Raw genomic sequence first — 21,197 nt, 5'->3', positions numbered from 1 at the left:
CCGTGACCGAACAGACGCGCCCTGACGCTGACGCGCGCCCGTCCTACAAGGACACCCTCAACCTGCTGGAGACCGGTTTTGGGATGCGCGCCAATGCCATCCAGCGCGAGCCGGAACTCCAAGCCCTCTGGCGCGAGCGAGGCATCGATCTCGAGCTGGGGCTAAGCAACCCGGGTCCGGTGTTCACCCTGCACGACGGGCCGCCTTACGCCAACGGCGCCCTGCACATGGGCCACGCCCTCAACAAGGTGCTCAAAGACATCATCAACAAGCACCGGCTGATGCAGGGCCGGCAGGTGCGCTTCGTGCCCGGCTGGGATTGCCACGGCCTGCCGATCGAGCTCAAGGTGCTTCAGGCGATGGACCAGGAGCAACGCCGGGCCCTGACCCCACTCAAGCTGCGCAAGAAAGCCGCCGCCTACGCCCGCAAACAGGTGGAAGGCCAGATGGCTGGCTTCAAGCGCTGGGGGATCTGGGCCGACTGGGACTACCCCTATCTGACCCTCCAGAAGGAGTACGAAGCGGCTCAGATCGAGGTGTTCGGCAGCATGGCTCTGAAGGGCCACATCTACCGAGGCCTCAAGCCGGTGCACTGGAGCCCCAGCTCCCGCACCGCGCTGGCGGAAGCCGAACTGGAATATCCCGACGGTCACACCAGCCCAAGCGTCTATGTGGCGTTCCCTGCTGTTGAGGCACCGCAGCAGCTTCGTGCGGCACTGCAGGACCAAGGCGTTGATCTACCCGCTGATGGGGACAGCCTTCAGGACACCCTGCAAGTGGCGATCTGGACCACCACCCCCTGGACCCTGCCCGCCAACCTGGCGGTGTCGGTGAATGATCGGCTCGAGTACTGCCTGGCCGATGACGGCAGGGGTCGCTTGCTGATCGTGGCCGCCGACTTGCGCGACAGCCTCGCAGGCAAACTCGGGCGCCCGCTGGCGGCGAAAGCCGTCGTGCAAGGGGCTCTGCTGGCGGGGCTCACCTACCGCCATCCCCTGCTGGATCGGCACAGCCCTGTGGTGATCGGTGGCGACTACATCACCACCGAATCGGGCACGGGTCTGGTGCACACCGCACCCGGCCATGGCGTGGATGACTTCAACACCGGCCGCAAGCATGACCTGCCGGTGCTCTGCCCGGTGGATGAAGCCGGCACCCTCACGGAGGAGGCCGGCCCCTTTGCGGGCCTGAACGTGCTCAAGGACGCCAACCCGGCAATCATCGAAGCTCTCGAAGCAGCCGGTGCCCTGCTGCTGCAGGAGAGCTACGGCCACCGCTATCCCTACGACTGGCGCACGAAGAAACCCACGATCTTCCGGGCGACGGAACAGTGGTTCGCCTCCGTGGAGGGCTTCCGCAACGAAGCCCTCGCCGCCATCGACGCGGTGGAGTGGCTACCGGCTTCCGGGCGCAACCGGATCGAAGCGATGGTGGCGGAACGGGGTGACTGGTGCATCTCGCGCCAGCGCACCTGGGGTGTGCCAATCCCCGTGTTTTATCACCGCAGCAGCGGCGAAGTGCTGCTCAACGCCGACTCCATCGCCCACATTCAGGCACTGATCGCCGAACACGGTGCCGATGTTTGGTGGGAGAAAGACGAATCCGAGCTACTCCCCCCCAGCCATCAGGGCGAAGCAACGCAGTGGCGCAAAGGCACCGACACGATGGATGTGTGGTTCGATTCCGGCTCCAGCTGGGCCGCCGTCGCCAGTCAGCGCGATGGTCTCAGCTATCCGGCCGATCTTTATCTGGAGGGATCGGATCAGCACCGCGGCTGGTTCCAAAGCTCCCTGCTCACCTCGGTGGCGGTGAATGGCCATGCCCCTTACCGGACGGTGCTCACCCACGGATTCGCCCTCGACGAGAAGGGCCGCAAGATGAGCAAATCCCTCGGCAATGTGGTGGATCCGATGGTGATCATCGAGGGTGGCAAGAACCAGAAACAGGAACCTCCCTACGGCGCCGATGTGCTGCGTCTCTGGGTGAGTTCCGTCGACTATTCCGCCGATGTGCCGATCGGTGCCGGCATTTTGCGCCAGCTGGCCGATGTGTACCGCAAGGTGCGCAACACCGCGCGTTACCTGCTTGGCAACCTCCACGACTTCGATCCCGACCGCGATGCCATCCCGGTGGAAGCACTGCCACTGCTCGATCGCTGGATGCTGCAGCGCACCGCCGTGGTGCTCGATGAGATCAGCGAAGCCTTCGAACGCTACGAGTTCTTCCGCTTCTTCCAGCTGCTGCAGAACTACTGCGTTGCCGATCTCTCCAACTTCTACCTCGACATCGCCAAAGACAGGCTGTACGTGAGTGCCCCGAACGACCGGCGGCGGCGCAGCTGCCAGACGGTGATGGCGTTGATCATCGAACGCCTTGCCGGAGCGATTGCACCCGTGCTGTGCCACATGGCCGAAGACATCTGGCAGAACCTGCCCTACGCCGTGGCTGAAGACTCGGTGTTCCGGCGCGGCTGGCCCGTGGTGCCGGACACCTGGCGGGACGAGAGCTTGAACGCCCCGATGCAACAGCTGCGCGACCTGCGCGGCGCGGTGAACCGAGTGCTGGAGGAATGCCGTAGTCATCAGGAGCTGGGCGCCTCGTTGGAGGCAGCGGTGCGGGTCGACGCCCGATCCGAAACGCTCCAGTCAGCGCTCACCTGGCTGGCCGACCACGGCGATCCGGAGGTGGATGGATTGCGTGATTGGCTGCTGGTTTCCCAGCTGCAACTCGGTGGCGAACCCTGGGCAGAACTGCTGGCCAGCGACGACGCCAATCCCCTCGCCGTGATCGAGGTGGCGCGCGCCCGCGGTGAAAAATGCGAACGCTGTTGGCATTACGAAAGCGACATCGGCCAGCATGCCGATCACCCCAGCCTCTGCGGCCGCTGCGTGGCTGTGCTCAAACGGCGCTGAAGCAGCCTGCCCTCAACACCACCGGGTCGGATCCAGCAACGCCTGAGCCGGAATCGGCCCCTGCAACCGCTGCTCCTGCTGGGGCTGCAGAGGGCCAACCAACAACTCGGCCGCATCGATCACGCCACCCTCAGGCAACACACAGGTGTCGGGGTCGAAGGCCGTGGGATGGGTGGTGCAACTGGAAAAGCCGCGATAGATCAGCACTTCCAGCGCCTCGATCTCGCCACTCGCCGTGATCACCCTGCCGCTCAGACGCACCACCCGATCGGCGCGGTCACGACTGATCGCCTCCAGCGCTTGCAGCAGATCAGAACTCACCGGCCACCCGTCCCTGCCGCGGCAATCGCACCAGCAACCACTGGATCAGCCCCACCACGTAGGCCACCAACACCACATACCCCACAAACGCAGCAACCGCGGCGGTCCACTGGCCGCCGAAGACGAAATCGAAGAGGCGCTCCACCACCCGATGCAACCCCTGGGGGGCCTCCAACCAGACCCGGCAATCGGCCCCCTCCAGCTGACGGGCACAGGGCAGACCGGTGGCGGCCATCAGCGTGGCCAGTACAGCGAAACCCGTGAACGCCCAACGCCAGACCCGCACGGTGAGCGGGAGCGGTCGCCAGGTCGGTGAGTCGGCCAGCTCTTCGTTCAGATCAACCCAGAACCAGATCGACACCAGCATCAGCACGGGTGCTATCAGCAACGTGACGTAACCGAGCGGACGCTGATCGGTGAGCAGAAGCAGGCTGATCGCCAACAAACTGGCAACCTTCCAGTAGATCGTCAGCAGTCGCACCATTGCCGGCTCCCGACGCAACGCCGCCCAGATCAACAGCACCAGCGGCAGGCCAAACGCGAAGCAGGCCCCCAGCCGATAGGTGAGCCAGACCAGGCTGCGGTAAGGGAGATCGGGCACCGGCACGGTTCGGGAAGGCGCCATTATCGACGCCGGCGCTGGTGACAGCGACGTTGGTAGGGTCCGTTTCATGACGCCGTTTTCACCGCTCAACTGGTTTCGATCGCCTGCTGCGCAGGCGTCCTGCCGGACGGCGTTGTCATGCGAAGCCTCTCTGGACGAGGCAGTGAGGCAAGTGGCGGATGAGCTCGGCTCTGCTTCGGCTGATCTGGCTCTGGTGTTCGTGTCCAGCCATTTCGCCAGCGACCTGCCGCGGCTGCTGCCCCTGCTCCACAAACGACTGCAGAGCACCCACTGGCTCGGGGCCGTGGGTGGTGGCGTCATCGGCACCGATCGCTCCGGCAAGGCCACTGAAGTGGAACGCAACGCCGCCCTCAGCGTCACCCTGCTCAACCTTCCCGGCGCGGTGCTGCAGCCTTTCGCCGTCGCTACCGACAGCCTGCCCGATCTCGATGGGTCCAGCGAAGAGTGGCACCGCTGGTTCGAGCTCGACCCCAACACCACCCGCGCCATGCTTCTGCTGGTGGATCCGGGCAGCAGCGGCATCACTGACCTGATCAGTGGCCGCGACTACGCCTACCCCGCAGCCGCCTGCATCGGTGGCATCGCCGCACCCCATAACGCTCCCCATGGCTCGCTGTTGTGCGGAGATCAGGTGGTGAGCGGTGCCGTGGGCCTCGGAATCGGCGGCGACTGGACCCTGGACCCGGTGGTGGCCCAGGGATGTCGCCCGATCGGCCCCGTGTTCGCGATCGAACAATCCCATCGCAACGTGCTGCTGCAGCTGAGCGAAGGCAGCCGTCGCGACAGCCCGGTCGCCTGCCTGCAGCGGGTGCTGGCGGAACTCACGGAGGACGAAAGGGAGATGGCGAAGGATTCCCTCTTCCTCGGCGTGGAACGACGGGATCTGCTGATCGGCGGCAATCAACCGAGCGAGCCCGGCAGTGCCTTCCTGGTGCGCAATCTGATCGGGGTCGATCCCCGCAACGGCGCCGTGGCGGTGGCGGAACGGGTGCGTCCCGGACAGAACGTGCAGTTTCAGTTGCGCGAGGCGAATGCCTCGCGCCAGGAGGCGAGTCAGCTGCTCTGCGCCGCCCGTGAACGGGCGGAACGCCCACCCCTGCTGGGGCTGCTGTTCGCTTGCCTCGGTCGCGGCAGCGGCCTCTTCGGCACTGCCGACGGTGATGTGTCGATCGCCCGGAGCGTGATGGCCGATCTGCCCATCAGCGGCGCCTTCTGCAATGGCGAAATCGGCCCCCTGGGCGGCAGCACCCATCTCCATGGCTACACCGCCTGCTGGGGGTTGCTGCGCCAGGCGCCCCTGTCGAGCTGATGCGCCAGCACGTCAATCCCCTCAGCCGGTTCTTCCAGCTGCCCCGGGAGCTGCCCGCTCCGGAGGCGCTGTTCAGCGACCCCTCCCTGCCGATCCATCTCGACATCGGTTCGGCCCGTGGCCGCTTTCTGCTCGACCTGGCGGCCGTGCAACCGCACTGGAACCACCTCGGCGTGGAGATCCGTCGTCCTCTGGTGGATGCAGCCCAGCGCGACCGGGATCGGCTGGAACTTCACAACCTCTGCTTTCTGTTCTGCAACGCCAATGTGAGCCTCGAGGGCTGGCTGGCCGCACTGAGCCACGACCAGCTGCAACGGGTGTCGATTCAGTTCCCCGATCCCTGGTTCAAAAAACGCCACCGCAAACGTCGCGTGCTGCAACCGTCCCTGCTGCTGGCGATCGGAGCAGCATTGGCGCCTGGACGGGAGCTGTTTCTGCAAAGCGATGTGCTCGAGGTGATCGAGCCGATGGTGCAGCTCACCGAACTGAGCGGCGCCTTCTGCAGGCCCCCAGGCGATGCCACGCCATGGCGCGGCGCCAACCCGTTGCCCGTGGGCACGGAGCGGGAGCGCTATGTGCTCGCCCAAAACCTGCCGGTGTATCGGGTGTTGTTCCGCCGCAACGCACAGCCGCTGCCGGGGCGTGCCGAGCTCGAAACGGAGTGGGAACGGGTCGATAATCCCGCAGATGACGCTCCGGGCACTCCCGATGGTTGAGGCTTCGGCCCCCACCCCCTGGCTCCTGCGCTGGCAGGGCCTGCTGCCCAGCCCGCCAGGGCTGCAACAACGGCTCAGCCTCTGGGCCGGCTGGATTCTGATCGCACTGCTCGCCGGACTGCCGTGGATCAGTCGCACCGGGCTCGGCCTGGTGATCCTGGCCGCAGGAGCGCTCTGGCTGCTCTGGAGCGCCACCCAGCCGCCGGGTCGCCTCGGTGCCATCAACCTCTGGCTGCTGCTCTTTCTCGCCGTCGCCGTCCTGGCCACCGGGCTGTCGCCGGTGCCCATGGCCGCCGCCAAAGGCCTGGCCAAGCTGCTCAGTTACCTCGGCGTCTACGCCCTGATGCAACGGTTGCTGGCGGCACACCCCCGCTGGTGGGATCGCCTCGTCGCCGCCCTGCTGGCGGGCGAACTGGCCACCAGCGTGTTCGCGCTGCGTCAGCTCTACGGCCCCACGGAAGAACTGGCCCGCTGGGCCGATCCGAACTCGGTGGCGGAAGGCACGATCCGGATCTACGGCCCCCTCGGCAATCCCAACCTGCTGGCGGGCTATCTGGTGCCGATCCTGCCCCTGGCCCTCGTGGCCCTGCTGCGCTGGCAGGGATGGGGCCAGCGCCTGTTCGCGGGCATGGCCCTGGGCACGGGTGCTGCCGCCACCCTGTTCAGCTACAGCCGCGGCGGCTGGCTGGGCCTGCTCGCCGCACTTGGGCTGTTCGTGCTGCTGCTGCTGCTGCGCGCCATCCGCCACTGGCCTCCCCTCTGGCGAAGGCTTCTGCCCCTTGCCCTGCTCGTGCTGGCGGGAGTGCTGATCGTGTTGGCGGCCACCCAGATCGAACCGATCCGCACGCGGGTGGCCAGCCTGCTGGCGGGGCGAGGCGACAGCTCCAACAACTTCCGCATCAACGTGTGGCTGGCGGCACTCGAGATGATTCATGACCGGCCCTGGATCGGCATCGGTCCTGGCAATGCCGCCTTCAACAGCATCTATCCGCTCTATCAGCAGCCCAAATTCAATGCCCTGAGTGCCTACTCCGTGCCGTTGGAGATCCTGGTGGAGACAGGCGTTCCCGGCTTGATCGCCTGTCTCGGACTCGCCTGGTGCAGCCTGCGGCAAGGTCTGGCCGGTCTGAGGGAGCGCGGCGCCTTCAGCCTGCCCCGACTGGCCTGCCTGGCCGCGATCGTCGGTTTGCTGGTGCAGGGTGCCACCGACACGATCTTCTTCCGGCCGGAGGTGCAGATCATCGGTTGGTTCTGCCTGGCGAGCCTGGCCCAACCCCTCAGCCCAGCCACTGATCCAGCGGTGGAGCCTGCAGCAGCACCAGACCGCGCATGACTGCTGTGATCCTGGCGGGCTTCGATGCCGGCCAGACCTCCTGCCGCTGCCGGCTCCGCCGCTGGGACAACCGCAGGAACCTCTGGCAGGACTTTGCCGACGGGAGTGGCTCCCCCGTGTCGCATCTGGACGCTGAGGGTGGCGAGGACCGCTTTCGAGCGGCACTGCGCAGCAGCCTTCACGCCGCCTGGGCGGCGGCTGAGGCGGAAGCGCCCGGGTCGCTCACCGCCACGCCCGCGCTGGCAGCAGCCGCAATCGGCGCCAGTGGCCTGGAGCAGGGCACGGCCCTGCAGGCCCGCGCCCAGACCCTGATGGCGGCGGAACTGACGCTGCCTCCGCACCGCTGCCTGGCGACCGGGGATGAACGCACGGCACTCCACGGCGCCTTTCCTGATGCGGCGGGGATCGTGCTCATCAGCGGCACCGGCATGATCTGCCTGGGCCGGAACAGCCAGGGCGAGGAGGCGCGCAGCGGTGGCTGGGGCTGGATGCTGGATGGCGGCGGTGGGGCCTTCGATCTGGGGCATCAGGGCCTGCAGCTGACGCTGCGGATGGCCGATGGCCGCCTGCCGGACAAGCCGCTGCGGCAACAGCTCTGGCAAGCCCTCCAGTGCAGCAGCGCAGCGGAGATCAAAGCCCTGGTGGTGCGTCCGGAGCGGAGTGTGCCGGCCCTGGCCCAGCTGGCGCCGCTGGTGCAGGACGCCGCCGCTGCAGGCGATCACGACGCGGCGGCGATCCTGCAGCGCTCGGCCGACGCCCTGGCGGAGGCGGTGACCGCCGTCGCCAACCGCCTCTCTCTCGCCACCGTGGCGATCAGTCCCCGCGGGGGGGCGCTGGAGCATCTGCCCCTGTTTCGCGCGGCGGTGGAACGGGCCCTCGAGGCCCGTTTGCCCCACTGGCACTGGCAAGCGGGTCAAGCCGATGCCTGCGCCGGCGCCCTCACCCTGGCGGAGCGCCTGCTCAGGCCGCGTTGAGGTGCTGATCGGCGGCCTGGGCCAGGCGGCTGGTCCAGTGCTCCACCATCGCCAGCTCCGCGGCCTCCACCATCACCCGCAGCAGCGGTTCGGTGCCGCTGGCACGCACCAGGACCCGCCCGTTTTCGGCCATGGCCGCTTCCGCCTCCTGCACCAGATCAGCCAGCGGTGCACACTCCGCCCATCCTTGACGCCGCGCCCGATCGGGCACGCGCACATTCACCAGCTTCTGCGGATAGGCCTGAAAACTCTGATCGAGCCAATCGGCGAGGCTGAGCTGGCGTTCCTGGCACAGGGTGGCGAGCTGTAGGGCTGTGAGCACGCCATCGCCCGACAGTCCATGGGCCGCTGAGAGGATGTGTCCCGACTGCTCACCCCCGAGGCCGGCCCCGGTGCTGACCATGGCGGCGTGAACGTATTGATCACCCACCGCCGTGCGCTCCAGCACGCCACCGCGCGCCTGCCAGGCCCGCTCAAATCCCAGGTTCGACATCACCGTGGCCACCAGTCGCTGCTCGGGCAGGGCCTGAGCCTCCTGCAGCGCCGATCCCCAGAGATAGAGCACGTGGTCGCCATCCACGATCCGGCCGCGACCATCCACGGCCAACATCCGATCGGCGTCGCCGTCAAAGGCGAACCCCATCGCGGCTCCCCGTTCCAGCACGGCGTGTCGCAGGGGCTCCAGGTGGGTGGAGCCGCAGTTCACATTGATGCGGGCACCATCGGGCTCGCCATGCAAGACGGTGAGATCAGCGCCGAGGCTGGCAAACACATTGGCGCCGCAGGCGGTCGCCGACCCCCAGCAGAGGTCGAGCACGATCGGCACTCCATCCAGCCGCTGATCGGGCACGCTCGCCAGCAGAGCATCGCGGTAATGGATCAGCAGGTCGGGGCGGTGATGGGCGGGGCCACAGCTCTGGGATCCCTCACCGATGGCACCCTCGCCTGTGTCCCCATGGAGCCCGGCTTCGATCGCCTGCTGCAGCTCACTGCGCAACTTGCTGCCATCGGCACCGAACACCTTGATGCCGTTGTCGTGAGGCGGGTTGTGGCTCGCCGACACCATCAAGCCACCGGCGGCGCCAGTGCGACGGATCAGCCCTGGCACCGCCGGAGTGGCGCAGAGACCGAGCGTCCACACTTCCCGACCTGCAGCGGTGAGCCCTGCGGTCAACGCCGCCACGATCATGGCGCCGCTGCTCCGCGAATCCATGCCGATCAGCACCGGGCCCGCCTTGGGCAGCACCCGGCCGCACCAGTAGCCCACCTGCAGCGCGAGTGCCGGCGTGATCGTGGTGCCCACACGGCCTCGCAGCCCATCGGTGCCGAAGCTGGCCTGAGCCGGCGAATGGGGCAGTCCCAGGGGCGGAATGGCGGTCTCGACCATGGGGGCGTTGGAAGGCAACCAAGGTTACGGGCCGCGGGCGATGCGCCCCTGTCTCAGCGCCAGCGCCGCGGTGCCAGCAGCAGCAGCACCAACTCCAGCAAAGCCCAGAGGGCCACCAACAGCACCAACCAGCCCGGGAGCCACAGCAGCGGCCACAGCCAGCGACCTCCCCACAAGAGAAGCAACAGCAACCAGGCCATGCCGCAGCGACGCCGTTGCGACTGCCCCGGACGCTGCCAGCGCGGCTCGCTCGCCATCACCATCTGCTGCCGACTGCGCCCAGAATGCCAGCTGTCAGAAGCTCCGGCCTGCCCGATGCGTGCTCCCCGATGCGTGGTCTGATCCTGATCGGCGGCACCGCCATCGCCAGCCTGGCGCTGATCGTCGTGGGCCAGCCCCTGCTGCGGCAGCGCCACACCCAGATCAACCCCTCCACAAGCCCGGTAACTCTCTGGCGGCACTACCGCTGGTCCACCGATCCTGAGCAGCGCCGCGAGGCCGCCCTCTCCCTGAGCCACAGGACAGACGACGCCGCGACCCGGCAGCGGCTGCTGGCGGGGCAGGGCTGGGGCCGCAGCGCCCTGGCCGCCGTGAGCGTGCAACGTCAGGCGGACAACGCCGCTGCACTCGGACAAGAGCAGAAGGCTGCTGCCCACTGGCGCGATCTGCTGCGCCGCTTTCCGAGCAGCGCCGCCAGCGCCGATGCCCACTACCACCTCAGTGCCCGCAACCCAGACTTGCAGCAACAACTGCGGCAGCAGCAGCCGGCCCACCCCGCCGCCCTCGACAGTGCCGTGCGCGATGGCGATGGTCTCCACCTCGCCCGCTGGGGCCCGAATCACCCGGGGGCAGGCCCTCTGATCCGGGCAGCCTGTGATCGCGCATCCAGGCCCGAACCCTCAGCCGCCGACCGCAACATCCTCGCCAGAGCCCTGGCGGCACGCGGCGATGGCGCCGCCGCCCTCCAATGTTTGCAGGGGGCCACGCCAGAACCCGCCACGATGCTGGCGATCGGCACAGCCCTGCTCCATGGCAACGCTGGCCAACGCGCCCAGGGGCAGGCGCTGCTGTTGCAGCTCACCCAACGGCCGGAAGCCTCTGCCGGAGGCCAAGGGGAGACCCTGGCTCTCGAGGCGGCCGCACAGCTCAGCGCCCCCCTCAAGCCTGATCCGGCCCTGCTGGCCGCCATCCCCCAACCCGTCCGCGACCGCTCCGCTGATGTGGCAGCCGCTGAGGTGCGCCTGGGACAACGCCAGGATGCCGAGGCCGTGCTGCAACGCTGGCCCGCAGCCCCGGCCAGCTGGCAACTGCAATGGGACCTGGCCCGGGAGGCCCTGCTCAAGGGGCAATGGCAAGCGGCGGCGCGCTGGCTCGGCGCCATTCCAGCCTCCAAACTGCCTGAGCCCCTGGCGGCACGCCAGCAGTTCTGGTTGGGACTGGCGAAAGCCAAACAAGGCCAGCGCGCGGAGGCCGAGGCCATCTGGCAACGCCTGATCAAGGAGCACCCTCCCAGCTACTACACCTGGCGAGCCGCCAACCGCCTCCAGGGCACCCCGCTGCCATCGCTGCTGCAACCCTCAACCGAGGCCAGCACCGCTCCCCAGCCCGAATCGTCCAGCTGGGAACCCCTGAACAGTGGCGATGCGGAGGTTGACACCCTCTGGCGGTTGGGATTGACCAAAGCCGCCTGGGAGACCTGGCGGAGCCGGCACCCCGAGGTCGAGGCCAGTGGCCTTGCCTCAGCGCCTTCTCCTACCGAAGGCCTGGTGGAGGGCCAGCTGCGGCTGGCCCGTGGTGACAGCTGGAACGGCCTGGACCGTCTCTGGCGTTCCAGCCTGCGGCTAGTGGATGACGACTGCCCGACGCGCGAGCGCCTGCATCGCAGCCAGCACCCAAGGCGGTATGAAGCCAGTTTTGCGGAGGCCAGCGAGGCTGCCGGCATTCGCAGCGAACTCGCCCTGGCGATCGCCAAACAGGAATCGCGCTTCTCACCGGCCGTGACCTCACCGGTGGGCGCCGTGGGGCTGTTGCAACTGATGCCAGCAACGGCGAATGAGGTGGCAGGCCGAGCCCTCACGCGCGACGACCTCGAGCAACCGGAGCTCAATGCACGCCTTGGCAGCCGCTACCTGGCGTGGCTGCTGCGGCAGTGGAACGGCAACCCCTGGCTGGCGATCGCCAGCTACAACGCCGGCCCCGGTGCCGCCGGATCGTGGCGATCGCCCGAACTGCAGACCGACCCCGAACTCTGGGTGGAGCGCATTCCCTATCCGGAAACCCGGCTCTACACCAAAAAGGTGTTGGGCAATCTCTGGGCCTATCTCAACCCTCAGGGGCTGGTGTGTCCGCCGCTCAGGTGAGCCAACGCCCCAGGGCAGCGGCGTCAAACGGATTGGGGAGGGCATGCCCCAGCCAGATCCCACCGAGCACGATCAACGCCAGCCAGCTGGCCGCCACCAAGGGAGGCGGCACCACCTTGATGCGGGTGAGATCAAGCCGGGCCAGCAGCACGGCCGAGGACAGGATCAGCACATCCGAGAGAAGGCTGAGCTGCAGCACATACAAGCCACCGGTGATCACCAGCAGCAAGGTCACCACGAGGCTGATCACCCGACTGGAGGCCATCAGCATCGAGATCTGGCGCAGCAGCAGGTCGGGCATGGTGCAGATCACCACCACCAGCAGAGCCTGCACCACCTCCACGGTCCAGAAGATCTGGGGGTCGATGCCGCGGGATTGCATCAGTTCCTGCTGAAAGATCGTCCAGTGATGACCGAGCAGAACCGCCACCACAAACAGCACCAGCACAAGCGGGGCGCGGAAGGGCAAGACGAGGAAACGCAGCAGAGCCATCAATGCGCGATGCCGGCAGAGCCCTGAAAGCCGTGCCCAAAGTAGCGGGGGTGCCGACCGGGCGCTGGCGGCACGGGCCTGCCAGAGTGTCCCCGCGATCGCGATGGTCCGGCATGAGCGGCAGCGCTGCCCCCACCAGCCTCAGCACCGTGCAGAAAGTGCTGCTGCTGGCCAGTGCTCTGGTGCTGGCGGCCCTGCTGTTTCTCCTGCGCGGAGGGCTGACGTCGGAAAGCCCGATGGACCAGCTGGCACGCCGATCACCGCTGCCGGAAGAGGCCTTGGCGAATCATCGCCCCACCCTGATTGAGTTCTATGCCGACTGGTGCGAGGTGTGCCGGGAGATGGCACCGGCGATGCTCGCCAATGAGCAGCGGTATCGCGACCAGCTCAATGTGGTGCTGGTGAACGTCGACAACCCCCGCTGGCAGGACCTGATCGATCGCTACGACGTGAACGGGATTCCCCAGCTCAACCTCTTTGATGCGGAGGGCCAGCCGCGCGGCCGTTCGCTCGGCCGCCGCTCCCAGAAGGAACTGGAAGCCTTAAGTGAGGCCCTGATCGACAACAGCCCGCTGCCACAGCTGGCCGGTATCGGCGACACCACCCCTCTGACGCCTGAGACTGTGGCCACCCCGGCGCCCTCCGGCGTCGGTCCGCGCAGCCACGGCTAACGCCATCACGCCAAGAACACCCATGGATTCCCGCTTTCGCGTCGATCTGATCGCTGCCACCCCCAACCCGCAGCAGTGCGTGTATGCCGGCATGCATCAGGACTACAGCGAGGGCTTCGTGGCCGCTGATCGCGACAACTGGCCGGATGAAACCCGGGCCGGAGAGATCTGCGTGAAACGGCTCCTGGCGGGTGAGCGAGGCCATTACGGCCCGCTCGAACATGCCCAGATCGTGCTCAACGTGGGCTGGTTTCCCCATTCGGTGATGCAGCAGGCCCGCACCCACCGGGTGGGCGTGAGCTTCGATGTGCAGTCGATGCGTTACACCGGCGATCGCATCTGCAAGGCCGCCAACGGCGAACTGCCGCTCGAAGAGGTTTTTTACCTCAGACCGGTGGGGGATTACAGCGATCGTCAGGGCAAGAAGTATCACTACAGCGCAGACCTACGCCAACAGGATCTGGAGCTCTGCAGGCAGGCCGCCGCTCGCTATCGGGATCTTCTCCAGGCAGGCTTCGCCGAGGAACACGCCCGGGGCATCCTGCCCTTTGATTATCGCCAGCACTTTGTGGTGAGTTTCAGCCTGCGGGCCTTCCTGCACTTCATGGATCTGCGCGCCAAGCTCGACGCCCAACAGGAAATCCGCGAACTGTGCGATCTGCTCTGGCCTCACCTGCAGCAATGGGCACCGGAATTCGCCAGTTGGTATGAAAAGAGCCGCTTGCACAAAGCCAAGCTGGCGCCTTAATCCCTTCCTATACCCCCAGACAACCCTCACCCCTATTCTCAAACAAAAAACAACAAATACCCGAGAAGAGCCAGCCAATATGATGGCTATAGCTCATGCGCAGCGATGTCCTTCTTCTCCCCCTCCCTCCTTTACCCAGCGGCTTTCCTAAGCCCAACAGAAGTCGACCTCGAAAAGCTGGAAAGCAGTGGCTTTCAGCGGCCTAACCGGACAGCCCCCTTTAGCGGCTTCGACTCATCTATTTTTCCAGCCATTAACAAGGAATTCGAACAACTAAAGAAGGACGCCAAAGCTTTATTTCAAGACCCTTCTAAGTTTAGGGATTTCCAAAAAGTTGTTTTTAATGCTGATTACGACAAACACCTGAAAACCTTTGGCTTCGCAAACGCCAACAAAGAACTAGGCATAGATCTTTACAACAAGCTGTACGGCCTCGAGGGGAAAACCAGTTTATATACTCACGGCGACTTTTATACAGCGTTTCAACCATTGTCATTAAGACAACGCGACGTCAACTGGTCCCTGTCGAGCTATGGCTCAAGCTTTTTAAGCAAACCGATCATCTATATCTCCAGCCCCTTCAGCGTCGCGAAGGCAATGTCGAACATTGCGACTCCATCGCATCAAGCTGGATTCATGTTGTCCTTTAGCGATGCGTATCTGAGCGGAGGAATTCCAGGCAGAGACAAGAAGCTAACAACTGAAGCATTCTATCCACTTCCATATGCCAATGAGAACAATTCGATCACTCTTAAAACATCACTAAAAGACGACTTCGTCCTCTTCGACAATTCCCATAAAGACATTCACTTAGGGGAAGGAAGCGATACTGCCATTCCCTCCCTAGCGGCGTTTCTCCCGTCCATCGAATTTGGAAAAAACATTATCGACTCAATGAAGAATGCTCCCCATTTCGTGAGCAACGTCAGATCTGACCCTAAACCCGCTGGAGAACCATTGCAAAAAGGCTCTATCGAATACGACTCCAATACGATTACACCACAGAACGTAGAGACCTCAAAGTACAAAGGAAGTGGCAAAAAGGGCGGATACATTGATCGACTTCTCAATGGTTACGTGAATGAATTTACTGATACACATGGGAGATATATTCACGCCAATAAAACTGATATCACCGACGCAGAGCAAGATCAGAGCCGAATCACTATTGGCGGCCAAAAAATTTATGGTGGACCTGGAAATGATTTTCTCTATGGATTTGACCCCCTACTTTACGCTGGCATGCATGCCAATGAAATCAACTCGAAAAACCGCCAAGTAAAAAATTTTGAACCTAGCCCCACTGGGGACCTTGCGCTGAAATTCTTAAACAATAAAAAGACAGACATTTCTTGGAAACCTATCCTTCTCAGCGGTGGCCAAGGACAAGATACCTTCATGCTCGGTGATCTTAGCAAAATCAACCTTAGAGGCGGCAACTCAGGCGGCAATATATTTTATACTCTTTTAGGAGACACGGATTCTCCAGACGTCAACAAACCGAACGATAAGATTGAGAGTGAGTGGGGTGATGGCTTCAGTGTCGACACCTACAACCTCACAGCCTCTTATGGCTACAAAGAAGAAGTCATTCAGAAAGGTATCAATATTGACTACTCAACGGATGGAAGTTCTAACTGGGCCAGTCAGGCCGATGCAGGTACCAAAGCCGTAAAATCACTCACTACCACTACCAAGGCCTTTTTTGATGATAAGAAAAAATTTCCAATTTTAAAGAAGATTCCATATATCGAGGCGGGATTGTCGGTCATCGAGCTCGGGGTGAGCGTGGCGAAAGCATTTCAAAAAAATAAACCCGCCCAAACAAATAATTTTTACCGAGAGGAGTTGAAGCAAAAAGTGGTTCCTCCTGGAAAATGGAATCAAGCTATAAAAATTGAAGATTGGGACCCGCTCGATCGTTTCGTCATTCAAACTATTCCCATCGACGATCTTGATGTCAAACAAGCAGACGCTTGGCAAAACGTGAATTTCGAATTAACTGAGCTCAACAGCACCTCAATGGGCGCTGATGGCATTGAGTTAAAAATGAAGACATCTGTAAAAGATCCGCAAACCCTCGCCTACTTACCAGGACTTCCAAGGCCCTTTAACTCTGCCAAGTATGGCTTCAGTACCTATAACTTTTTCACTGGAAAACAGGACAGGATTGACTTTTTACACGATCTCACCTTTTTCGGCGTTTTAGCCAACACTGAAAAAGCAAATGAAATCAAAAAAGCCTACACGGAGACAGTCAGCGAGGACAGATACAATCCCAAACATTTGAAGATCGAGAAAGACTCCAATGTGTTTCTCTGGAACAGCAAAGGCCTTGAAAAAGACCTCTTAAATCAATATCGGTCTCTAGCGAGCTCGATTCAGATCAGTGTAGATACGCGCAAATTTGGCTGGTTCACCGACCTCAAGTTAGATATTAGCGGCTCAAATGTTGACCTTTCGAAATCCACGTTCAACTATTGGGATCGTAAAGCCAAAGATTGGTCCAGTATCAGTTTTGAAGAGTTCGCCCAAGCACCTTCAGAAATCCAGAACGATCTCGCAGACAAAATGCGCTACACCTACTGGACAGCACAAGATACGGAAGGGGACAAAATGATGAACCTATCGGCAGCCGATGCCGCCAATTCAAACGATGTCGAGTTTTATAAAACCCGTGACGATGGTTCTGTGCTGGATTCCATCACTGGCAAATGGCTAGCCCCCTCAGATGCCGGATACGAGCAAGCCGCTCTGAGTGAAGACAACTATGCTGGCGCTTTTGCCTTGCAAGAAACAGCGGATGGAACCACACAGCTCATCGTGGACGAGGGCTACAAACTGGCGCCCTTCATTGAAACCACGTTTGCCGACGGGAGAGTGGATCACATTTTTGCTTTCGACGCAGTTCATGCCAATGATTCTCGGCACACAAGAGATTCAATGGTGCAAATCGACGACAATGGCGTGATTCGCTTCGAAGACATGATTGGCGGTGACTATGACTACAACGACGTCGTGCTTGATCCAACTCTCCATCCCGAATTGGCAGCGCTTCTCGCCCCTTCACTCTTGACCTAAGGAGACTCTGGAAAACCAGGGCCATTCGCGGGACAATGTCCCTGTGATCGCAGGCCAGGACTGGGTTGATGGGCGGCAAACAGCTCGGCTTCTTGGATTACGAGCTCACCACGGCCAAGAAGCAGACCAAACGGGAGAAGTTTCTCTCTGAGATGGAGGTGGTGGTGCCATGGCAGGCGCTGATCGACTTGATCGAGCCCCACTACCCAAAGACGAGCAAGAAAGGCGGTAGGCCTCCCTATCCGTTGGCCACCATGCTGCGGATCCACCTGTTGCAGCAGTGGTATTCACTCAGCGATCCGGCCATGGAAGAGGCCCTGATCGAGGTGCCCACCATGCGCCGCTTTGCCGGCATCGAGTTGATCAGCGACCGGATCCCTGATGAGACGACGATCCTGACCTTCCGCCACCTGCTGGAGAAGCACGATCTGGGCCAGCAGATCTTTGAGACGGTCAAAGCCCATCTCAGCACAAGGGGCATGACGATGCGCCAAGGCACGATCGTCGATGCCACCTTGATTGCGGCACCCAGTTCCACCAAGAACAAAGAAGGGAAGCGCGATCCCGAGATGCACCAGACCAAGAAGGGAAACCAGTGGTATCACCGCTGCGCGGAAGGCTGCGCCTACGGGATGAAAGTCCATATCGGCGTCGACAAGGACTCCGGCCTGATCCATTCAGTCGTCGCCACAGCCGCCAACGTGCACGACCTCACCCCAGCGGCTGAGCTGTTGCATGGCGATGAGGAGGTCGTCTACGGCGACGCCGGCTACCAGGGCATCACTAAACGACCTGAAATGGCGGGCCATTCAGCAGTGTTTCGGGTGGCGATACGACCAGGCAAACGCCGAGCGCTACCTGACACTCCAGAAGGAAGGCTTGAGGATCTGATCGAGGCTGCAAAGGCACACGTCCGCGCCAAGGTTGAGCACCCATTCAGGGTGATCAAACAACAGTTCGGCTTTCAAAAGACCCGACTGCGTGGCCTGGCCAAGAATCGATGCAAGATTAATGTGATGGCCGCACTGACCAATCTGTTTCTCGCTCGTGGCCATCTACTGGCTGCAGCATGAACACAGAACTGGTGTGGCTGTTGGGATGAACAGGGTGCCAAAAGAGAAGGCAAAGAGCCCGTAATCAGCTATCCAGGGGCTGATTCAAGTCTCAATGCAACACAAAGGCCACGTCAGACAACTTTTGGCGGCCCCGCGCCGCTCAAACCGGCGTTGCCCAGAGCTTCCCTAAGACAGCCCCGCTGGATCAGCTGAAAGGCCAAGGACAATTAAACCTTGGCCAGGGTGACCCGCTCGGGTTGATGCTGGTATTTGCCTTGGCGGTCGCTGTAGGTGGTGTCGCAGGGATCACCCTCAAAGAAGAGCAGTTGGCAGATGCCTTCGTTGGCATAGATGCGGCAATCGGCACCGGAGCTGTTGCTGAACTCCAGGGTGAGGTGCCCTTCCCAACTCGCTTCCGCTGGCGTGGTGTTCACGATGATGCCCAGGCGGGCATAGGTGCTCTTGCCCAGGCAGATCACCGTGATGTTGGCTGGCACCTTCATCTTTTCCAGCGCCACGCCTAAGCCATAAGAATGGGCGGGAAGAATGAAATAGTCGCCATCCTCATCGTGGTGAAGTTCGGTGGGCTCCAGGTTGGCGGGATTGAACCGTTTCGGGTTCATCACCGTGCCCGGCACGTGCTTGAAAATCAGGAATTCCTGCGGCGATAGACGCAGGTCGTAGCCATACGACGAGCATCCGAAGCTGAGCACCGGGCGCTGCTTCTGATCCGGCTCCAGATGACGAACCAGCCCCGCCTGGAAGGGTTCCAGCATGCCGGCCTGCGCCTGTTCGGTGATCCAGCGATCGTTCTTGAGCATCAGAAGCCTCGGCGCAGTTCCGTGACCTGATCAGCCAACCCCATCAGAAACTCGGGGATTGCCGGCCCGGTGACAATCACATCCACCGAACCCGGACGGCGCTGCAGCGCAGCCTGAACCTCCTCCTCCTTCAGGTAGCCCAGTGCAATCGCCAGACCCAGCTCATCGAGCACGAGCTGATCCAACTCGCCTGCCAGCAGGCTGTCACGACACACCTGCCAGAGCGCTTCCACCGCCTCCTTCACCGCAGGCGGCTGGCTCTCAGCCGGCTCACCCAGGCAACCAGCCACGGCTGGACGCAACCAATCCAGCCGTCCGCAGAGACTGAGGCGACGCTCCGGCCCCTGGTCGACGCCTCCCTTGAGGAACTGCACCACCATCACCCGGCTGCCAAGACCGGCGGTGCGCAGCGCCTGGCTGAACACTGTGGAAAAGCTGCCGCGATAGGGGGCCGTATGCACCTGGAGCTGGCCCTCCGGTGCCACCAGATGCAGGGGTGGCCGCGGCGGCACAGGGGGCAACGGCCGCAGGCCAGCACGCTCCAAAGCACGGCGCTCGGCGCTGCGCGGGTCCAGGGGGCGATGGCTGGAACTGAGGCTGGCGGTCATGGCGTTCACACGGCCGCACCCGGCCTGCAGGGTTCGAATCTAGCGCCGGAAGCGGGGCACACAAGCCGACTGACACCATCCATGGTGTGCGCCCCTGGTCATGGTGTGCGCCTGTGGCAACGGTCGAGCTGTCAGGCTCAGCTGCATGCCGCCGAGCCTCGATGTCTAACCAGGTCTCCATACGGAGCGATGGCCGCTCGCCCAACGACCTGAGGCCTGTCGCGATCGAGTGGGATCCGATGGGCTTTGCTCTCAGCTCCGTGCTGATGCGCAGCGGGCGCACGGCTGTGCTCTGCAGCATTTCCCATGAAGCCGGCGTCCCCCGCTGGCGCATGGGCAGCGGCAAAGGCTGGCTCAGTGCCGAGTACCGCCTGTTGCCCGGGTCAACGCCCGAGCGGCAGAAGCGGGAATTGCTGAAACTCTCCGGCCGCACCCAGGAGATCCAACGGCTGATCGGTCGCAGCCTCAGATCCTGCCTCGACATGGAGACACTGGGAGAGAACACCCTACTGGTGGACTGCGATGTGATCCAGGCCGATGCCGGCACCCGCACAGCCGCGATCACCGGCGCCTGGGTGGCGCTGCAACGGGCTTGCGAGCGCCTGGTGGAACGAGGCGACATCAAGTGCAACCCTGTGCGCGATCAGGTGGCCGCCGTCTCGGTGGGGCTGATCAGTGGAGAGGCGCTGCTGGATCTCAACTACAGCGAAGACAGCCAGGCCGATGTGGATCTGAATGTGGTGATGGATGGCAGCGGTCGCCTGCTGGAACTGCAGGGCACCGCTGAAGGTGCCCCCTTCAGCCGCAGCGAACTGACGCGCCTGCTCGACCTGGCCGAACCAGGCCTCACGGACTTGATGGCGGCGCAGCAGCGGGCCCTGGCACCGGAGTCGCGCCCCTGAGCAACGCCGGATTTCGTGTGGGTTGCTACAAGGTGGAGCCAGGGCCATCCGTAGCGTCCAGCCATCCGCATTGCCGCCATGGTCGGAGCCACCCGCGGCTTCAGCCGTTACTCACCCCAGCCCGCTCCAGCCTCCAGCGGCGGCGGCACCACCCTGGCGAACACGGCCACGGCCCATACCCCCACCCTCTTGGAGGTGATCCGCGATCTGGAGGGTGCCAGCACTGAGCTGGTGGAACGGGGCAAAACCATCTTCTTCCCCGGTGATCCTGCCGAGCGGGTGTATCTGATCCGGCGTGGCGCCGTCAGGCTGTCCCGGGTCTATGAATCGGGGGAGGAGATCACCGTGGCGCTGCTGCGGGAAAACAGCCTCTTCGGAGTGCTGTCGCTGCTCACCGGCCATCGCTCCGATCGCTTCTATCACGCTGTCGCCTTCACCCGCGTCGAGATGGTCACAGCCCCCGCCGCTTCCGTGCGCCAGGCAATCGAAGCCGATACCGGCGTGGGGCTGTTGCTGTTGCAAGGGCTCTCAAGCCGCATCCTGCAGACCGAAACGATGATCGAAACGCTCACCCACCGCGACATGTCGTCGCGACTGGTGAGTTTTCTGCTCGTGCTCTGCCGCGATTTCGGCATCCCCGGCACCCAGGGCATCACCATCGACTTGCGGCTCTCCCATCAATCGATCGCCGAAGCAATCGGATCCACCCGCGTCACCATCACCCGACTGCTCGGGGATCTGCGCAATGCGGGGCTGGTGGAAATCGATCGCAAGAAGATCACCGTGCTCGACCCAATCGCCCTCGCCAAACGTTTCAGCTGAGCCTTCCGCGGGGGACAATGGCTTCCGGACGGCCCGTCGTCGCCCTTCACCGCCCTTGG

The 21,197-nt window shown here is 63.2% G+C and carries 19 protein-coding genes; 12 read left to right on the top strand and 7 right to left on the bottom strand.

Annotated elements, in window-relative coordinates; translation table 11 throughout:
* The first annotated feature begins 2 nt into the window (after nucleotides 1-2).
* Complete coding sequence (ileS, locus tag SynWH8101_RS01800) at nucleotides 3-2,912, top strand: isoleucine--tRNA ligase (protein WP_130128336.1); 2,910 nt, start codon at nucleotides 3-5, stop codon at nucleotides 2,910-2,912.
* 12 nt (nucleotides 2,913-2,924) lie between these two features.
* Here the strand turns inward: ileS and SynWH8101_RS01795 are convergent, their stop codons facing one another.
* Together SynWH8101_RS01795 and SynWH8101_RS01790 are read right to left on the bottom strand one after the other, a co-directional pair.
* Complete coding sequence (locus SynWH8101_RS01795; RefSeq protein ID WP_130128335.1) at nucleotides 2,925-3,233, bottom strand: hypothetical protein; 309 nt, start codon at nucleotides 3,231-3,233, stop codon at nucleotides 2,925-2,927.
* The gene (locus SynWH8101_RS01790; protein WP_130130293.1) at nucleotides 3,223-3,834 is read right to left on the bottom strand and encodes a DUF3177 family protein; all 612 of its coding nucleotides are present in this window, start codon (nucleotides 3,832-3,834) and stop codon (nucleotides 3,223-3,225) included. Before SynWH8101_RS01790 ends, SynWH8101_RS01795 begins: the two co-directional genes overlap by 11 nt.
* A gap of 70 nt (nucleotides 3,835-3,904) precedes the next feature.
* Between SynWH8101_RS01790 and SynWH8101_RS01785 the strand changes: the two genes are divergently transcribed.
* From SynWH8101_RS01785 to SynWH8101_RS01770, 4 genes are read left to right on the top strand one after another with little or no spacing between them, the layout of a single operon-like run.
* Nucleotides 3,905-5,167 carry an FIST N-terminal domain-containing protein gene (locus SynWH8101_RS01785; protein WP_130128334.1) on the top strand — a complete coding sequence of 421 codons (1,263 nt, stop codon included), beginning with the start codon at nucleotides 3,905-3,907 and terminating at the stop codon, nucleotides 5,165-5,167.
* The gene (trmB, locus tag SynWH8101_RS01780) at nucleotides 5,167-5,883 is read left to right on the top strand and encodes a tRNA (guanosine(46)-N7)-methyltransferase TrmB (RefSeq protein WP_130128333.1); all 717 of its coding nucleotides are present in this window, start codon (nucleotides 5,167-5,169) and stop codon (nucleotides 5,881-5,883) included. The genes SynWH8101_RS01785 and trmB overlap by 1 nt, the downstream gene beginning before the upstream one ends.
* A complete protein-coding gene (locus SynWH8101_RS01775; RefSeq protein ID WP_130128332.1) occupies nucleotides 5,876-7,216 on the top strand; it encodes an IctB family putative bicarbonate transporter in 1,341 nt (446 codons plus the stop codon). Before trmB ends, SynWH8101_RS01775 begins: the two co-directional genes overlap by 8 nt.
* Entirely contained in the window at nucleotides 7,213-8,190 is a 978-nt protein-coding gene (locus SynWH8101_RS01770) for a BadF/BadG/BcrA/BcrD ATPase family protein (RefSeq protein WP_130128331.1), read from the top strand. The genes SynWH8101_RS01775 and SynWH8101_RS01770 overlap by 4 nt, the downstream gene beginning before the upstream one ends.
* Here the strand turns inward: SynWH8101_RS01770 and glmM are convergent.
* Both glmM and SynWH8101_RS01760 read right to left on the bottom strand, forming a co-directional pair.
* The gene (glmM, locus tag SynWH8101_RS01765; RefSeq protein WP_130128330.1) at nucleotides 8,177-9,577 is read right to left on the bottom strand and encodes a phosphoglucosamine mutase; all 1,401 of its coding nucleotides are present in this window, start codon (nucleotides 9,575-9,577) and stop codon (nucleotides 8,177-8,179) included. The two genes, SynWH8101_RS01770 and glmM, sit on opposite strands and share 14 nt — an antisense overlap.
* A 53-nt stretch (nucleotides 9,578-9,630) precedes the next feature.
* On the bottom strand, nucleotides 9,631-9,834 hold the full coding sequence (locus tag SynWH8101_RS01760) for a hypothetical protein (protein WP_130128329.1): 204 nt from the start codon (nucleotides 9,832-9,834) through the stop codon (nucleotides 9,631-9,633).
* A 72-nt stretch (nucleotides 9,835-9,906) separates the two neighbouring features.
* Between SynWH8101_RS01760 and SynWH8101_RS01755 the strand changes: the two genes are divergently transcribed.
* Nucleotides 9,907-11,937 carry a lytic transglycosylase domain-containing protein gene (locus SynWH8101_RS01755; RefSeq protein ID WP_130128328.1) on the top strand — a complete coding sequence of 677 codons (2,031 nt, stop codon included), beginning with the start codon at nucleotides 9,907-9,909 and terminating at the stop codon, nucleotides 11,935-11,937.
* Here SynWH8101_RS01755 and SynWH8101_RS01750 read toward each other — a convergent pair.
* Complete coding sequence (locus SynWH8101_RS01750; protein ID WP_130128327.1) at nucleotides 11,930-12,430, bottom strand: hypothetical protein; 501 nt, start codon at nucleotides 12,428-12,430, stop codon at nucleotides 11,930-11,932. The genes SynWH8101_RS01755 and SynWH8101_RS01750 overlap by 8 nt on opposite strands.
* A 113-nt stretch (nucleotides 12,431-12,543) precedes the next feature.
* Between SynWH8101_RS01750 and SynWH8101_RS01745 the strand changes: the two genes are divergently transcribed.
* The 4 genes from SynWH8101_RS01745 (at nucleotide 12,544) to SynWH8101_RS01730 (ending at nucleotide 18,003) form a co-directional block, all read left to right on the top strand.
* On the top strand, nucleotides 12,544-13,101 hold the full coding sequence (locus SynWH8101_RS01745) for a thioredoxin domain-containing protein (protein ID WP_130128326.1): 558 nt from the start codon (nucleotides 12,544-12,546) through the stop codon (nucleotides 13,099-13,101).
* A 22-nt stretch (nucleotides 13,102-13,123) separates the two neighbouring features.
* On the top strand, nucleotides 13,124-13,849 hold the full coding sequence (thyX, locus tag SynWH8101_RS01740; RefSeq protein ID WP_130128325.1) for an FAD-dependent thymidylate synthase: 726 nt from the start codon (nucleotides 13,124-13,126) through the stop codon (nucleotides 13,847-13,849).
* Between the two features lie 105 nt (nucleotides 13,850-13,954).
* The gene (locus SynWH8101_RS01735) at nucleotides 13,955-16,930 is read left to right on the top strand and encodes a hypothetical protein (RefSeq protein ID WP_130128324.1); all 2,976 of its coding nucleotides are present in this window, start codon (nucleotides 13,955-13,957) and stop codon (nucleotides 16,928-16,930) included.
* 68 nt (nucleotides 16,931-16,998) lie between these two features.
* Nucleotides 16,999-18,003, top strand: a complete 1,005-nt coding sequence (locus SynWH8101_RS01730; protein ID WP_130128323.1) for an IS5 family transposase — start codon at nucleotides 16,999-17,001, stop codon at nucleotides 18,001-18,003.
* Between the two features lie 209 nt (nucleotides 18,004-18,212).
* Here SynWH8101_RS01730 and dcd read toward each other — a convergent pair whose 3' ends face one another.
* Both dcd and SynWH8101_RS01720 read right to left on the bottom strand, forming a co-directional pair.
* The gene (gene dcd, locus SynWH8101_RS01725) at nucleotides 18,213-18,806 is read right to left on the bottom strand and encodes a dCTP deaminase (protein ID WP_130128322.1); all 594 of its coding nucleotides are present in this window, start codon (nucleotides 18,804-18,806) and stop codon (nucleotides 18,213-18,215) included.
* A complete protein-coding gene (locus SynWH8101_RS01720) occupies nucleotides 18,806-19,414 on the bottom strand; it encodes a cob(I)yrinic acid a,c-diamide adenosyltransferase (RefSeq protein WP_130128321.1) in 609 nt (202 codons plus the stop codon). Before SynWH8101_RS01720 ends, dcd begins: the two co-directional genes overlap by 1 nt.
* Nucleotides 19,415-19,575: 161 nt before the next feature.
* Here SynWH8101_RS01720 and rph point away from each other — a divergent pair, with 161 nt between their 5' ends.
* Both rph and ntcA read left to right on the top strand, forming a co-directional pair.
* Nucleotides 19,576-20,316 (top strand): ribonuclease PH, encoded by a 741-nt coding sequence (rph, locus tag SynWH8101_RS01715; RefSeq protein WP_130128320.1) that lies wholly within the window; start codon nucleotides 19,576-19,578, stop codon nucleotides 20,314-20,316.
* A gap of 78 nt (nucleotides 20,317-20,394) precedes the next feature.
* Complete coding sequence (gene ntcA / locus SynWH8101_RS01710) at nucleotides 20,395-21,138, top strand: global nitrogen regulator NtcA (RefSeq protein WP_007100738.1); 744 nt, start codon at nucleotides 20,395-20,397, stop codon at nucleotides 21,136-21,138.
* Nucleotides 21,139-21,197: the final 59 nt, after the last annotated feature.

Source organism: Synechococcus sp. WH 8101 (assembly GCF_004209775.1).
GTDB lineage: Bacteria > Cyanobacteriota > Cyanobacteriia > PCC-6307 > Cyanobiaceae > Synechococcus_C.
The sequence above is the reverse complement of the archived record's forward strand: the minus strand, read 5'-3'. Positions and strand labels throughout refer to the sequence as shown.